Source organism: Myxococcus sp. AB056 (genome assembly GCF_006547365.1).
GTDB lineage: Bacteria > Myxococcota > Myxococcia > Myxococcales > Myxococcaceae > Myxococcus > Myxococcus virescens.
On sequence record NZ_VHLB01000006.1, the window covers coordinates 124,350 to 139,548 of the forward strand.

General features: G+C 69.5%; 10 protein-coding genes. 5 read left to right on the forward strand and 5 right to left on the reverse strand.

Annotation, left to right across the window (positions count from 1 at the left end):
- Positions 1-31 precede the first annotated feature (31 nt).
- Genes FMP39_RS04765 through FMP39_RS04775 form a run of 3 tightly spaced genes read right to left on the reverse strand, consistent with a single transcriptional unit; the run spans position 32 to position 4,358 of the window.
- Positions 32-1,789 carry a serine/threonine-protein kinase gene (locus FMP39_RS04765; RefSeq protein WP_141588807.1) on the reverse strand — a complete coding sequence of 586 codons (1,758 nt, stop codon included), beginning with the start codon at positions 1,787-1,789 and terminating at the stop codon, positions 32-34.
- Between the two features lie 36 nt (positions 1,790-1,825).
- A complete protein-coding gene (locus tag FMP39_RS04770) occupies positions 1,826-2,818 on the reverse strand; it encodes a tetratricopeptide repeat protein (protein ID WP_141588808.1) in 993 nt (330 codons plus the stop codon).
- The gene (locus tag FMP39_RS04775; RefSeq protein ID WP_228557672.1) at positions 2,808-4,358 is read right to left on the reverse strand and encodes a PEGA domain-containing protein; all 1,551 of its coding nucleotides are present in this window, start codon (positions 4,356-4,358) and stop codon (positions 2,808-2,810) included. The genes FMP39_RS04770 and FMP39_RS04775 overlap by 11 nt, the downstream gene beginning before the upstream one ends.
- Before the next feature lie 246 nt (positions 4,359-4,604).
- Between FMP39_RS04775 and FMP39_RS04780 the strand changes: the two genes are divergently transcribed.
- The gene (locus tag FMP39_RS04780; protein WP_141588810.1) at positions 4,605-5,684 is read left to right on the forward strand and encodes a YihY/virulence factor BrkB family protein; all 1,080 of its coding nucleotides are present in this window, start codon (positions 4,605-4,607) and stop codon (positions 5,682-5,684) included.
- Between the two features lie 249 nt (positions 5,685-5,933).
- Positions 5,934-8,960: a chitobiase/beta-hexosaminidase C-terminal domain-containing protein gene (locus FMP39_RS04785; protein WP_228557673.1), complete on the forward strand. Its 3,027-nt coding sequence runs from the start codon at positions 5,934-5,936 to the stop codon at positions 8,958-8,960.
- A 94-nt stretch (positions 8,961-9,054) separates the two neighbouring features.
- Here the strand turns inward: FMP39_RS04785 and FMP39_RS04790 are convergent, their stop codons facing one another.
- Positions 9,055-10,653 carry an ABC-F family ATP-binding cassette domain-containing protein gene (locus FMP39_RS04790; protein WP_141588812.1) on the reverse strand — a complete coding sequence of 533 codons (1,599 nt, stop codon included), beginning with the start codon at positions 10,651-10,653 and terminating at the stop codon, positions 9,055-9,057.
- A gap of 315 nt (positions 10,654-10,968) precedes the next feature.
- On the opposite strand from FMP39_RS04790, the gene tgt reads away from it, so the two are divergent.
- The 3 genes from tgt (at position 10,969) to FMP39_RS04805 (ending at position 14,006) form a co-directional block, all read left to right on the forward strand.
- The gene (gene tgt, locus FMP39_RS04795) at positions 10,969-12,138 is read left to right on the forward strand and encodes a tRNA guanosine(34) transglycosylase Tgt (RefSeq protein ID WP_141588813.1); all 1,170 of its coding nucleotides are present in this window, start codon (positions 10,969-10,971) and stop codon (positions 12,136-12,138) included.
- Positions 12,135-12,986 carry an MnmC family methyltransferase gene (locus FMP39_RS04800; protein WP_141588814.1) on the forward strand — a complete coding sequence of 284 codons (852 nt, stop codon included), beginning with the start codon at positions 12,135-12,137 and terminating at the stop codon, positions 12,984-12,986. The genes tgt and FMP39_RS04800 overlap by 4 nt, the downstream gene beginning before the upstream one ends.
- 153 nt (positions 12,987-13,139) lie before the next feature.
- Complete coding sequence (locus tag FMP39_RS04805) at positions 13,140-14,006, forward strand: alpha/beta fold hydrolase (RefSeq protein ID WP_141588815.1); 867 nt, start codon at positions 13,140-13,142, stop codon at positions 14,004-14,006.
- Between the two features lie 429 nt (positions 14,007-14,435).
- Here FMP39_RS04805 and FMP39_RS04810 read toward each other — a convergent pair whose 3' ends face one another.
- Entirely contained in the window at positions 14,436-14,987 is a 552-nt protein-coding gene (locus FMP39_RS04810) for a hypothetical protein (RefSeq protein ID WP_228557674.1), read from the reverse strand.
- Between the last annotated feature and the right edge of the window lie 212 nt (positions 14,988-15,199).

Genomic DNA, 15,199 nt, shown 5'->3' on the forward strand with positions numbered 1-15,199 from the left:
CCCCGGCCCACGCCGGACGGGGCTCTGCCGCCTAGTCGGACACCTCTGGAGGCAGCATGTCCTGGCAGCGCCGGATGCCCCGCTGGGCCTCCACGAGCTGCGGATGGTCGCGCTTCAATGCGCGATAGAGGGGGATGGCCGTCTCGCAGTTGCCGTCATTCTCCAGGGCGCGGGCGCGGGCCATGCGCTTCGAGGCGTCCTCCACCTTGCCGGCGAGTGCCGCCAGCTCGGGCTCGACGGCCTCCAATCCCAGGCTCCGTGCCTGGGCCAGCCGTTTCATCGCGCTGTCCAGCCGGCCTTCGTTGAAGTCATTGCCAATGTCGATGGCCTGTCCCGCCGCGAGCACCTTGAGTTGCCGGGTCGCGACATCGTCGGGCGCCGTCTCCACCGTCCCGGTGGTGGCGTGAGGTGACGCTCCGGCCTCTTTGGCGGGGGGCGCCGGTTGCGCCGGGGAGGCGACTGGAACCAGGGTTCCCTCCTTGACGTCGTCGCCGCTCCCGCCCCGGAGGGCCACGAGGCCCACGCCGCCCAGGAGCAGGAAGCCCGCGATGCTCAGCCCCACCACCGCGCTGGATTTCGAGCGCTTCGGCGCCGCATAGGGGGAGGCCGCGTGCGCCGTCTTGTTGAAGCCCTCTGAGCCCACCCGGAGTCCGGAGGGCGCGGCGGGCTGGGTCAGCGGAATGGGCGCGGTGCCCGTCACCGGCGCGGCCTCCGCCGGGGCGGCGCGCACCAGGGTGGCCTCGGAGCCCTCCGTGCCAAACAGGAGCGTGGCCGGTCGCGCTGGTTCGAGACCGCCGCCGGGGATGGCGGGGTTGACGCCGCTGACGGCGCGGCGGCTGGTGAGGGTGGGCAGCGCGTTGACAAGGTCCGACGCGAAGGCCTCCATGGTGGCGTAGCGCTCCTCGCGGCGCTTCGCGGTGGCCTTCTGGATGACGGCGTCGACGGCTGGCTGTTGGAGGTCCGCCGTCACCTGCGCCAGTCGTGGCATGGGCTGGTGGACCTGCTTCTGCATGATTTCGGAGACGCTGTTGCCGTCGAAGGGCTGCTGACCGGTGAGCAGCTCGAAGAGGACGATGCCCACCGCGTACACGTCCGCGCGGGCGTCCACGTCCAGGCCCATGGCCTGCTCGGGGGACATATAGCGCGGCGTGCCGGCCACCGAGCCCTGGAGGGTGAGCCGTGTCGCGCCGTCGGTGATTCGGGCGATGCCGAAGTCCAGCACCTTCACGTGCCAGCCGCGCATGCCCTGCCGGACCATGATGTTCTCCGGCTTGAGGTCGCGGTGGATGACCTGGCGCGCGTGGGCATAGGCGAGCACGTCCGCCACCTGGAGGACGATGTCCACGGCTTCGTCGAGCGCGAGCCGGCCACACGTGGCGAGCAGGCTCTTGAGGTCATCCCCCTCCACGTACTCCATGGAGATGTAGAGGCTGCCTTCCTCGTCTTGCCCGAAGTCGTGCAGCGTCACCGCGTTGGGGTGGGCCACCCGCGCGTAGCTCTTGGCCTCGTTGAGGAAGCGGCGGGCCACGTCCGGGTCCATGGACAGGCCGCTGTTGAGGAACTTCATCGCCACCTGCTGGCCGATGCCCACCTGTTCGGCCAGGTACACCGAACCCATGCCGCCCTGGCCCAGCCGCCGGAGGATGCGGAAGCGGCCCGCCACGACACGGCCGAGCATCCGGTCCACGGCCGGCGCCACCGTCAGCAGCTCGGTGCCACCACAGGCCGGACAGGCGCCGTCCCACTTCTCATGCTGGACCTCGCACCGCTGGCAGATGAAGAGCGACATGGTGTCCTTGCTGGGCCGGAGGGGAGGGGACCGCGGTCAGCGCGTGGCCGGGGCGTAGCGCTGGAAGAGGATGCGCTCCAGCTCGCGAGCTCCCGCCTCGGGAGACTTCCGCTGGGCGGAGGCCGCGCGGAGCACGTCCGTGCGCGCATCTTGCGGCAGGTCCGTCTCCAGCACCGTCAGCGCGCCGTCCAAATCTCCGGCGCGCTGGAGCGCGGCGGCGCGCCACACGCGGTACTCGGTGCGCTCGGGCGCCGCTGATGCGGCCTTCGCGAACAGGCGCTGCGCCCCGGTGGAGTCTCCACTCTGGAGCGCCGCGAGCCCTTCCAGGAAGGGCGCCTGGGCAGCGGCATTGGCGGACGGCTCCCCCGTGTCGCGAGCCAGGTCGAAGAGCGCGCCGGACTCCCGCAGGCGCGCCGTGGGGAGCGCTTCACCGGCCAGGGCCCGCTGGTGCAGGTCGTCGGTGGTGGCCTGGGAGGCCGTGCTCAGCCGCGCGGCCATGTCCCCGAGGTCCGTGCCCAGGTAGCCCTCGGACACCAGCGTGCGCAGCGTCTCGCCCGCCGCGCCGGGGCCCACCAGCCGGCCTTCCTCCAGCGCGGCGAAGAAGCCGGCCTTCAGCTCCACGTGCCGGGCCGTCATGTCGGGCGGCACCTTGTTGCGCTTCTTGCGGCGCGCGGCCTTCAGCTTGCGCTCGCACAGGGCCAGTTCGCGCTGCGCCTTGGTGCGGTCCTGGATGTCCGGCGCGCTGCGCACATAGGCGCGGTAGGCGGCGCAGGCACCGGGGACGTCCTTTGCCCCCATTCGCGCGCGGGCCAGGCCCAGGTAGGCGGGCAGCAGGGACGGGTTGGCGCGCGTGGCCTGGAGCAACACCTCCGCCGCGTCCTTGTGCTTGCGCTTGTTGTAGAGGCGGGTGCCCTCGGCCAGCAGCGCATCGCCACGGCCGACGGAGGGCCCCACCAGGGGCTCGGCCAGGGACAGGCCACACGTCAGCAGCACACAGGCCCACGTCAGGCGCCGCAGGTCAGAACGCATAGCCCAGCCCTCCGCGAATGTTGCTCGTTCCGGCAATCTTCTTCAGCAGCGTGAAGCTGTGCTGGTACGCGACGGAGGCGTACAGGCCCTCGTACACGAAGATGCGCGCGGTGGCCTGTCCGGACGCGTGCAGGTCCAGCGCGTAGAGGCCGTCCTTGAAGATGGCCGCCTCACCCGCGCTTTCCTTCACCAGCAGTCCTCGGCCCTCCAGTCCCACCTGGATGGCGAAGGACACGGGCCCGAGCACGTAGCGCAGCTGCGGCTGGAGCGCGCGCAGCGACACCGCCTGTACCCGCGTGTCCAGCGACGACACGCCGTCCGGCCCCACGCCGCCCACGCCAGGCGGTACGTCGATGCCCAACGTCCAGGTGTCGCCGGTGGAGGCGTAGGTGGCGCCCACCAGCATGACGCCGAAGAACTGCCCATAGCGGCCGTACTCGACACCCACGCCGCGCAGGTTGCGCGAGCCCGGCGCGCGCACGTCCCGGGTGCGCAGGCTCTCCAGCTCCTCCGAGGTGCTCAGCGGCTGGGACGCCAGCGACGTGCCCGTGAGGCGCTGCATCTCGAACGAGGCCTCCAGGTAGCTCTGCCGCGCCATGGTGGCTTCCTTGCGGCGGCGCATGGCCAGCTTGAAGGCCTGCATGGAGGTGGGCGTCAGCGCGTGCTCCAGCGTGTAGGTCCCGCCGGGCGCGATCTCCGCGTTCACCTCGTGGGGCTCGTAGCCGTCCAGCGTCAGCGACACCCTGCGCGTGCCGGGCTGGATGCCCTGGTCCACCGCGGTGGTTCCCACCGGCTGGCCGTCCACGCGAATCTCCGCGCCCTCCGGCTGCGCCTTCACCACCAGCCGCGCGGGCACCTTCTCCAGCGCGGCGTTCAGCTTCACCTGCTGGCGCGAGCTCATCACGCGCGTCTCTTCCTTCGGAAGGTGCGAAGCCAGCTCGAAGCGGAAGGTGTGCTCACCCGGTAGTACCTCCGTGGTGAAGGGCGTGGAGCCCACCTTCACGCCGTCGATGAAGACGGTGGCCCCTGCGGGCGTCGTCTCCGCCACCACCGTGGCATTGAGCGACAGGAACTTCACCAGCACGCCGGCCAGGGCCTTCTCGAACGCGGGGTTCGCTGTCTCCGCCTGCCCCCGGGCGCCCGTGCCGGGCCGGACGCTGACGGCGCGGAAGCGGTAGCCGGCGTCGTCCTGGCCCACCTGCACCAGCACCACGCGCTCCAGGCCCAGTGACTCCAGGTACGCCTCCAGCGGCTCCCGGCAGCGCGCCTCGCCGGACACGCAGCGCAGGTCGCCACCCTGGCCCTTCAGGTGCATGGCCAGGGCGCCCCGGCCGATGAGCTGCTCCGCCTGCACGTCCTGCGGTATCAGCGCGGCAATCCCTTCCTCGGTGCGTTGCAGCAACGCGTCCTGTCCTGGGTACAGGGCCTGGACGAGCCACAGCGTGTGCGAAGGGGTGGGTGCCTGGGTGTCCGGGGGCATTCCGGGTGTGGCGCCGGCGCTCAGCGCCAGGCTGACACTCAGGAGACAGGAGACGAACATGGCGTCCTCGGGAGAGGGGGCCGCGGCGGAACCGACCGGCGGCCCCCGTCCAAGGTGTACGCCAATGAACGCTCTCCTGCCTAGGGGGGAGGACCGAGAACGAAGGGATTTCCGGGAAGGCGCCTTCCAGGGGCTTCCTGCTCGCCTGTCCTCCGGCCGCATGCAGGGAAGCTGGGGGCTGGAGGTCGCCTGGGGTGTGGGGAATGCGCATCGTTCCCCCGGTCGCAGCACCTCCGAGGAGGCGGAATGGTTCTCCCTGGCAAGGGAATGAGCTGGAAGAAGTTCTTTCTGGCGCTGAAGGACGAGTGGACGCGCGACGAGGTGGGGGACGTCGCTGGCGCGCTCACCTTCCGGGTGATTCTGGCGCTGTTCCCATTCCTGCTGTTCCTGGTGTCGCTGGCGGGCCTCCTCATCGAGCCCGCCCAGGCCCAGGTGCTCATCCAGGAACTGGCGCGGGTGGCGCCCCGGGAAGTGACGTCCATCCTGAGCGAGCGCATCGAGTCGCTGGCGAACAGCCGGCCGGTGGGGCTGCTGACGGTGGGTGGTGTCGGTGCCGTCTGGGCGGCCTCCGCGGGCGTGGTGGCGCTGATGACGGCGCTCAACAAGGTCTACGGCGTGACGGAGTCGCGTCCCATCTGGAAGCTGCGCGGCATCGCGCTGCTGGTGACGCTGGGCGGCGCGGCGGTGGCCATCTTCGCGGCGTTCGCGGTCATCGTCACGCCCGTCATCGCTGGCAAGCTTCCCGGCGGGTTGGGCACCGTGCTCATGTGGCTGCGGCTCCCGGTCGCGGGCCTGCTGATGATGTTCCTGTGGGCGGTGCTGTACTACGTGCTGCCGGACGTGAAGCAGAAGTTCCGTTTCATCACCCCAGGCTCGGTGGTGGGCGTGCTCATCTGGGTGTTCGCGTCGTGGGGCTTCTCCCAGTATGTGGCCAACTTCGGCAAGTACGACGTCAACTACGGCGCCATCGGCGGTGTCATCGTCATGCTGCTGTGGATGTGGATCTCCGCGCAGGTCATCCTGCTGGGCGCGGAGATCAACGCCATCCTCGAGCACCGCTCCCCGGAGGGAAAGGCGCCGGGCCAGAAGGTCCCGGAGCAGGGCAAGGCGCTGACCGCCACCAAGACGGAGCTGGAGGCGGGAGGCGCGTCGCTTCCAGGCGCTCCGGGCTTCCAGCCCGTGGTGGACCCGGTGACGGGCCGGCCCCTGGATGACCCACCGTCCGCTCCACCCAGGCTGCGTGACACGCCGCTCGCGGCGGCCTTCAAGTGGACGCTGGGCATGGGCCTGGGGTTGTTCCTGCTGCGCAAGTCGGCCCCGCGGTAGACGGTCCTTCTCTCCCCAGCGAAGCCGGGGCATTCGTGCGTGACGACGGGTGGCTTTTGACTCGCGGCGCCACTCCGGTGTGAAGGGTTGTCGTCGCAGGGGGGCTTGCGGAGCGCCTACTCCCAGTGCGAGCGTGCGCGCCTTGTTGGCTGGACGACAGTGGCTTCCGTCATCCACTGACAGCCCCCCTCGGACATCCCCGCACCCTGATTGCCCCGGCGCACGGACCGCGTGCGCCCTGGAGTTCCGATGTCTCAGACCCCCTTCTGGCCACTGCGCTGTGGCGCGGTGCTGCTCACGGCTCAGCTCGTCCTTGCGTGTGGTGGCGGTGAGCCCAAGTCTCCACCTCCCACCGACCTCACGCCGCCCACGACGCGCGCCACGCCCGCGGGAGGCGACTTCACCACCTCCGTGGTGGTGACGCTGGCTTGTGACGACGGTGGCAGTGGCTGCGCGGCCACGTACTACACGCTGGATGGCTCCACGCCCGGCACGGGCTCCACGCAGTATCGCGAGCCCTTCACGCTGGGGCGCACCACCACGGTGCGCTTCTACTCCGTGGACGCGGCGGGCAACGCGGAGGCGCCGGGGACGGCGACATTCACCCTGGTGGGTTCGGCGGACACGGAGCCGCCCAGCACGGTGGCCAACCCCGCGAGCGGCGCGTTCAGCAGTCCCCGGAGCGTGGCGCTGACGTGTGACGACGGTGCGGGCAGCGGCTGCGCGGGCACGCACTACACGCTGGATGGCAGCGTTCCCACGCAGGCCTCGCCGCGCTACGCGGCGCCCCTGTCCATCGCCATGTCCACCACGCTGCGCTTCTTCTCCGTGGACCGGGTGGGCAACGTCGAGGCGGTGCGGCAGGCGCGTTACGTCGTGGACTCGGGCGTGCCCCAGGTGGCCGCGACGCCACGGGGGGGCCCGTTCACCGGGACGCGCGTGGTGACGCTGACGTGTGACGACGCTGAGGGCAGCGGCTGCGCGGCCATCCACTACACCACCAACGGCGCCATTCCCTCCCTGGACTCCTCCGTCTATGAGGAGCCCCTGGTGCTGACGGCCACCACGCGCGTGCGCTTCATCGCGGTGGATTGGGTGGGCAATGTCTCCGAGGTGGTGTCGGAGCTCTACACGCGGGAGGTCTCTTCCGAGGACCGCGTGGCCCCCACGACGACGGCGACGCCCGCTGGCGGTGTCTACTGGAGTGCCCAGTCCGTCGTCCTGAGCTGCGCGGATGACGCCGAGGGAAGTGGCTGCGCGGGTACGTACTACACGGTCGACGGCAGCGCGCCGACGACATCCAGCATCCGCTACACGGGCCCCATCACCGTGGCCTCCTCCACCACGCTGCGTTTCTTCTCCATGGACATCGCGGGCAACGTCGAACTGGCGAAGTCCGAGCAGTACACGATGGACACGGTGCCGCCGGTGACGACCGCCACGCCCGTGGGCGGTGTCTACCAGGACGCCGTCACCGTGACGCTGGTGTGCAGCGACGGTGGTTCGGGCTGCGCCGCGACGCGCTACACGCTGGATGGCTCCGCGCCGGTGTCGAGCGCGTTGCTGTACGAGCGGCCCATCACGATGACTCGGAACACGATGCTGCGCTTCGCTTCCACGGATGTGGCGGGCAACGTGGAGCAGGCGAAGCAAGAGTCCTACGTGCTGCCCGACCTGGACCGGACGGCGTCCGAGCAGATCCAGGCCGTGCGCAACGCGGCGAATGGCCCGGTGAACCTCCTCATCAACGGAGCCCGCATCACCTTCATCAAGGACGCCGTGGGCAACGCGGTGAACGACGCGGCGGGTTTCTTCCTCCAGGCGGAGCGGACCGGGCCCGCCGTCTTCGTTCCGGTGGACCCAGCGACGCTGTCCCCCGTTCCGCAGGTGGGAGACCGGGTGCGTGTCACCGTGAATGCGAAGAGCCTCGTCAACGGCCAGACGCGCGCGAGCCTCTCTGGCTTCAACGTGCTCAGCTCGGGGCACTCGGTGTCGGAGCTTCTCCAGGACGTCAGCGACGTGGACGTCACCATCGGTGGGACGCAGCCCGAGTATGAGTCCGAGTACATCTCCATCACCGGCACCATCGGCGCACCCGGGTTCTCCGCCGCGGGGCTGGGGCATCTGCAGGCGCCGCTGACGACGGTGGGCGTGCCGGCGGGCTCCTCGGCCGCGGTCGCGCTGCGCTTGCGCGTGGTGGAGCCTCTCCGTGACAGCCTGGCCTTGACGTCGGGCTGCTCGCTGACGGTGACGTCTCCGCTTTGGATGTTCATGTCCGGCACGCAGATGACGCCCACCATCCAGCCCTCCGTGTGGACGGCGAGCCAGGCCACCGTGCACTCGTGCCCGGCGCCCCGGGTCATCAACGCATGGGCCACGGGCCGCAACACGGTGATGGTGCGTTTCGGCCGCCCGCTCGACGCGGCGAGCCTGGTGGCCAATGGCAGTCAGTTCTCCATCCCGGGGCTGAGCGTCACCCAGGCTCAGTTGCAGAGCCGCACCGAGGTCGCGCTGACGACCAGCAACCAGACGCCGCGCCAGTCGTACACCGTGACGGTGGCGACCACCGTGCGTGACGCGCGCGGCGTCGCGCTGGATCCCTCGGCCACCCAGACCAGCTTCCCGGGCTACGTGCAGACGGCGCGGCTCCGCCTCTCCGAGCTGGCGCCCGCCGTTCCTCAGAACCGCGACCTGGTGGAACTCGTCGTCCTCGCGAGTGGCTCCGTCCAGGGCGCGACGCTGACGGATGGGAACACGGCGCTGGCCACGCTCCCCGATGTGCAGGTGTCGACGGGCGACATCATCGTCATCCACCTCAACCCGGACCGCGTCACGCCCGGGGTGGACGCACCCGCGTCGGAGACGACCAGCCGGACCCAATACCCGTCGAGCCAGTACACCGCGAACCATGACTCGGCCTGGGATTTCCAAGGGGGCACGATGGGTCTCTTTTCGGGCAACCGGGTCCTTCGCATCCGGGACACGTTCGGCACCACCCAGGACGCCCTGGCGGTCATCGAGACCAACGACTCCTTCTTGAACTACCCCGCGATGCTCCAGGCGCTCCAGGCAGAGGGCCAGTGGTGGCCGGCGGACTGCTCCGGTGTGCCCTGCAACTATCCGGATGCGTGGTACGTCTCGGTGGACTGGACCCCGGCCTTCGGCACGCCGGGGCTGGCCATGTCGTTGGGGCGAAACGGGCAGGGGGACACGGACTCGGCGAGTGACTGGTCGGTGAGCATGTCCTCGTTCGGCTACGTCAACCCGTTGCCGTAGCTCGCGCCAGACGGCGCAACGACAATCGCCGCCTCGTCCCGGGAGCGTATCCCCGGGCCGGGCGGCGATTCGTGTTTCCGCGTCGTGCCTGTTCCTACCGGCGGCGCGCGGCGACGTCGGAGTGCTTCTCCACGAACTCCGAGTAGGGCCCGTTGAAGTCGAGCACCTCCTGGCCTGCCTGGAGCGACCAGATGCGGGTGGCCACCTCGGAGATGAGCTCCTGGTCGTGCGTGACGACGATGACCGTGCCCTCGTACTTCTGGAGGCCTTCGGCCAGGGCGGCGATGGACTCGAGGTCCAGGTGGTTGGTGGGCTCGTCGAGCACCAGCACGTTGTCCTGCATGATCATCAGCTTGGACAGGAGCAGCCGCACCGTCTCACCACCGGAGAGGGTGTCGGTGTTCTTCATCCGCTCCTCACCGGAGAAGAGCATCCGGCCCAGCACGCCGGAGATCTCCTCGTTGGTGAGCTTGTCGTGCAGGTCACGCAGCCAGCCGAAGCAGGTGGTGCCCTTGCGCACGACGCCGTGGTGGTCCTGCGGCAGGTAGCCCACGGAGGCCTGGTGGCCCCAGCCAATCTTTCCGCCGTCCGGCTCCAACTGGCCGGCAATCATCTTCACCAGCGTGGACTTGCCCACGCCGTTGCGGCCGATGACGCAGACCTTCTCGCCCTTGCAGACCAGGGCGTTGAAGGGCTTGATGACCTCCTGGCCGTCGAAGGACTTGTGGATGCCTTCGACCATCAGCGTCTGCTTGCCGCTGACCACCTTCTGGTCGAAGCGGATGAACGGGCGCGCGATGTTGGAGCGCTTGAGGTCGTCCGACTTCAGCTTGTCGATCTGCTTGATGCGGCTCTGCACCTGCGAGGCGCGGGTGCCGGCGTGGAAGCGCGCGACGAAGTCCTGGAGCTGGGCAATCTTCTTCTTCTTCTCCTCCGTCTCGGACTCGACGCGGCTGCGCACCTGCGCCTTCTGCCGGACCATGTCGTCATACCCACCGGGGTAGTGGATGATGGTCTCGTAGTCGATGTCCGCGATGTGCGTGCAGATGGCGTTGAGGAAGTGCCGGTCGTGGCTGATGGTGATGAGCACGCCCTCGTAGTCGTGGAGGAAGCTCTCCAGCCAGCGGATGGAATCGATGTCCAGGTTGTTCGTGGGCTCGTCGAGGAGCAGGCCTTCGGGCTTGCCGAACAGCGCCTGCGCGAGCAGCACGCGGAGCTTGAGGCCGCCGGTGAGCTGCTTCATGGGCTCTTCGTGGAAGGCCTGGTCGATGCCAAGGCCCGCCAGCAGGGTGGCCGCGTCGCTCTCCGCCGAGTAGCCGTCCTCCTCGGCGATGACGCCCTCCAGGTCGCCCAGCCGGTTGCCGTCCTCCTCGGTGATGTCGGACTTGGCCAACAGCTCGTTCTTCTCGGACATGGCCGCCCACAGGGCATGGTTGCCCATGAGCACCACGTCGAGGACGCGGTTGTCCTCGTAGCGGAAGTGGTCCTGGCGCAGGATTCCCAGCTTGCGAGGCCGGACGATGTTGCCCATGTCCGCTTCCTCGTCCCCGGCGAGGATCTTCATGAACGTGGACTTCCCGGCCCCGTTCGGACCGGTCAGGCCGTAGCGGCGGCCCGGTGAGAACGTGACGTTGACGTCCTCGAAAAGCTTCTTGGGCCCGTAGGCCTTGGAGACGTTGATGACGTTGAACATGGCGGCGGCGTTGTAGCGGAAATGGTGCGGTGGGCCAAAGCGGCGAGGTGTTTCGCGTTCTGCAGGAGACCGCGAGGACTCCATGTAACCGCTGGGAAGGCGGGAGAATGCCGCCCCGGTGTCGACTTCAGGCCCCGGAAGCGGCGGCGGAGGACGTGAGATGCCGGAAGGCCGGCGGCGTTCCGCCTCGGGCGGAATGCCAGGATGCCTGTACGGCTGTCCAGGAGGGCAGGAGGCCCCGGATGGCGGGTGGGGGAGCGGGCAGGGCAGATGGATGCGGTGCCTGCCGGGCATGACGGGTATAAGCGCCGGCCCATGGCCGTTCGTTTCGAGCTCCTCACCACCGACCCCACGGGCGCCCGTGCAGGCCTCCTGCACACACGCCGGGGTTCCTTCAAAACCCCCATGTTCATGCCGGTGGCCACCCACGCGGGCTTCCGGCACCTGGCCATGGAGGAGGTGAAGGAGGCGGGCGCCAGCATCCTGCTGGCCAACACCTACCACCTGATGCTCCGGCCGGGCGCCGAGGTCTTCAAGCGCTTCGGCGGCATCCACCCCTTCATGCAATGGGATGGGGGCGTGCTCACCGATTCGGGCGGCTTCCAGATCTTCTCCCTGCCGGAGGACCGGCTCATCACGGAGAAGGGCGCCCACTTCCGCAGCTTCTACGACAACAGCCGGCAGCTCCTCAGCCCCGAGTCGAGCATCGCCATGCAGCAGGCCATCAACTCGGAAATCATGATGGTGCTGGACGTGTGCATCGACTCGCGGACCGACGAGGCTGGCACGCGCGAGGCCATGGAGCGCACCCACCGCTGGGCGGTGCGCAGCCTGGAGGCGAAGGCGGCGCGGGACACCGGGCAGGCGATGTTCGGCATCGTCCAGGGCGGCGTCTTCCCTCACCTGCGTGACGAGAGCGCGGACTTCCTGACGAAGCTGCCCTTCGACGGCTTCGCCATCGGCGGTCTGGCCGTGGGCGAGACGAAGGTGGAGCGCGAGTCCATGACGTTGCGCGCCACCGCGTCCCTGCCCGCCGACAAGCCGCGCTACCTGATGGGCGTGGGCACGCCCACGGACCTGGTGGAAGCCGTGCTGCGCGGTGTGGACATGTTCGACTGCATCATCCCCACCAAGATGGCCCAGCAGGGGTATGCGTACACGTTCAGCGGGCTCATCCGCATCTCCCGCAGCGTGTTCCGCCTCTCCGACGAGCCGCTGGACGCGGAGTGCGACTGCTACGTGTGCAAGCGCTACACGCGCGGCTACCTGCAGCACCTGATGCGGGGCAAGCACCACCTGGGCTCGCGCTTCCTGTCCGTGCACAACGTCCGGCACTACCAGAAGCTGATGGGGCGCATCCGCGAGGGCATCCTGGGGGGGACGTACGCGCAGGTGTACCGCGAGCTGAAGGCGGCCATCGCCACGCCCAAGGACTTGAAGGACGAGGCCAACGCGCGCGCGGTGACGCTGAAGGAGGTCGGGTGAGCACCGCACCCGACGCAAACCCGCGCGACGGCGACTTCGAGCTCATCACCCTGCGCAATGGCGCTCGCGCCGTGCGGCACCTGGGCCATGGCGAGGTGATGCATCCCTCCGTGGGGCCATGGCAGGAAGCGCTGCGCCTCTATGTGGAGCAGGCACGGCTGGCGGACCGGCTGCGCCAGCCCGGGCCGCCGCTGGTGATTCATGACGTGGGGCTGGGCGCCGCCACCAACGCGGTGGCCGCGCTCACCTGTGCCAGGCGTCTGGGCGAGGAGCAGCGCCGGCCGCTGGAGGTGGTCAGCTTCGAGGTGGACCTGGCGCCGCTGCGGCTGGCACTGGCGGACGCCGAGGGCTTTCCCTTCCTCCAGCCGTTTCGTGACGCGGCGGAGACGCTGATGCGCGACGGGGTGTGGGAGGCGGAGGGCCTCCGCTGGCGGCTGCTGCTGGGGGACGCGGTGCCTCACCTGGACGGCACGCTGCCCGTGGCGGACCTCGTCTACTTTGACCCGTTCTCTCCAGCGTCCAATCCGGAAATGTGGACCGAAGCGGTGCTGGCCCGCGTGCGCCGCCACTGCCGCGAGGACGGGGAGGGGACGCTGCTGCTCACGTACAGCGCGGCCACGCCTACGCGGGTGACGCTGCTGCTGGCCGGGTTCTTCGTGGGCGCGGGTGTGTCGACGGGGACGAAGGGTGAGACGACGGTGGGCGCCTCGCGGCGTGAGTCGCTGGAGGCGCCGCTCGGTGAGCGGTGGCTGGAGCGATGGAAGCGGTCGTCATCCCGGGCGCCGCACGGTGGGCAGCTCACGCCCGACATCGAGGCGCGCGTGCTGGCGCACCCGCAGTGGCGGTGACGGGTCGGCCCGCAGGGTGCCCTTCGGCACGCCACGCTGTGTGGCTCGGCACGGCGTTGGGTCGGGTTTCCGGGGCGGGTGCTGCTTCCGCCTCTGCGTGCGGGCTCCGAGTGGCGGAAGACATTCGCCGCGGTCCGGGTTAATCGACGGGCCATGCACGACGCCCTTCAGATGGAGGATTGGGGCGGCACCGGTCCGGTGCTGCACCTGGCCCACGCCAACGGCTTTCCTCCGGGGTGCTACCGCAAACTCATCGAGCACCTGAAGCCGCGCTACCGCGTCTTCACGCTTCGCACGCGGTGCCTCGTGCCGGGCTCCGACCCGCGCGAGCTGCGGACCTGGGATGACATGGCGGATGACCTGATTCACGCCCTGCGTGCGCACGGCGTGCAGGGTGCCGTGGGCGTGGGGCACAGCATGGGCGGCGTGGCGACGCTGCTGGCCTCCGCGAAGGCGCCCGCACTCTTCCGGGCCGTGGTGGCGTTGGACCCGGTGCTGTTCACGGGGGCGCGGGAATGGGCGCTCCGTGCCTTGACGCTGCTCGGGCTGCGAAGCCGCGTACCGCCCGCGAGTCTGGCGCGGCGGCGGCGTGAGTCGTGGGGCGCTCGTGAAGAGGCCGCGCGAAGCTATGGCAAGAAGCCGCTGTTCGCGCGCTTCGACCCGGAGTGCTTCCAGGACTACATCACCCACGGCCTCACCGAAGCCCCGAGCGGCGGCTTCCGGCTGACCATCCCCAAGGCCTGGGAGGCGCGTGTCTTCGAGACGTCTCCGAAGGATGTCTGGCGCGAGCTGGGCACCGTGAACGTCCCGTCTCTTGTGATTCGCGGCGGTGAGTCCGACACGCTGACGCGCGACGCGCTGGAGCGGGCCCGCCTCACCTTGAATGATCCCCAGACGGAGGAGCTTCCCGGCACGGGACACCTCTTCCCGCTGGAGCAGCCGGAGCGATGCGCCCAGCGCATCGTCACGTTCCTCGATGGCCTGGAGTCGGCCCGCGCGGCTGCCAGGGCCGCGCGTTGAACCACAGAGGCGGGTGCTGACATGTCCGGCCCCGATGGTCTCCAGGGGCGCTGACCGGACCCCTCCGGAGTGAGCTTGCGAGGTCGCTGTTCGGAAATGTCGGGACTTTTGTCGCGCCAAAACCCCCGACATTTCCGAACAGCGAGCTCCGTGTCCGCGACCTGGCCCCCCACCTGCTCAGGCCACTTCGGGGGGCGGGCACCCAGCCCTTGGGTTCAGCGCTCTTGGGGGCTGGCCCAGCGGCTTGCGCCTCCCGATGGCCCGAGACCTGACGGGGCGCAGTGAGCCTGCGCGCAAACACCCATCCGTCGAGCTCGGCGCTCCTTGGGGCTGGCCCAACGACTTGCGCCCCTCCGGCGGGCCCGGACGCGGCCGGGTACCCTGCGCGCCGAAATCCATCCGTTGGGCTCGGCGCTCCTTGGATTCGGCTCAGCGGCTTTCGCTCTCCGGATGCCCCGGGAGCTGATGGAGCAGGGGCGCTTCCAGGCTCCTCGCCCGTGCCGCCTCGCGCGCGAGGAAGGCCTGCCTCGCGCGCAGGAGGTCCTGGCCTCGCCGTGCTTCGAGGACCTCGAGATAGGGGCCGACACTCTTCCTGACGCGGCAGATTTCCGCGAAGTGTCGAACCTCATCCGAGGTGGTGAGCCCTGAGAGGAGGGCGTCGTGGAGTGCTCGCACGGCGATAGGGAATCCCAACTTGTTTCGATACTTGAACAGGTCCGCGACCGTCTTCGCGACGCCGTAGACGGTGATGGGCAATCCCCAGAGCAGGCGGTGCTCGATGCCCTCGGTCTGTGCTCGCCCCGAGAAGCGGACCACCTGGAGCGGTGGCTGGTCCCAGCGCGGTTTTCGCGCATGCGCTCCAATGGCCATCCAGACCTCTGTGGGGGATTCAGGCAGCAAGCCGTGGACCCACAGCGCGGACTTCAGGCAGAGCACGCCCCGGGGGACGCGCTTCACGGCGATGGCCGCGGCTGTCACCATCGCGCTCGAACGAGCCCAGACGCCGGGCGCGACTTCTCGCAGGGCTCCGACATTGCAACAGCAGGTTGAGCTGGCTGCGTGGAGCGCCATGTGTCTCCAGGTCTCGAGACCGTAGCAACCCCAACGACTCCGCCAATCCGGCCACGGAGGGCCGGGACTTGTAGCCAGGCCTCCGACGCATTCTGCTTCCCATTCCCCATCCCTCCCCAGCG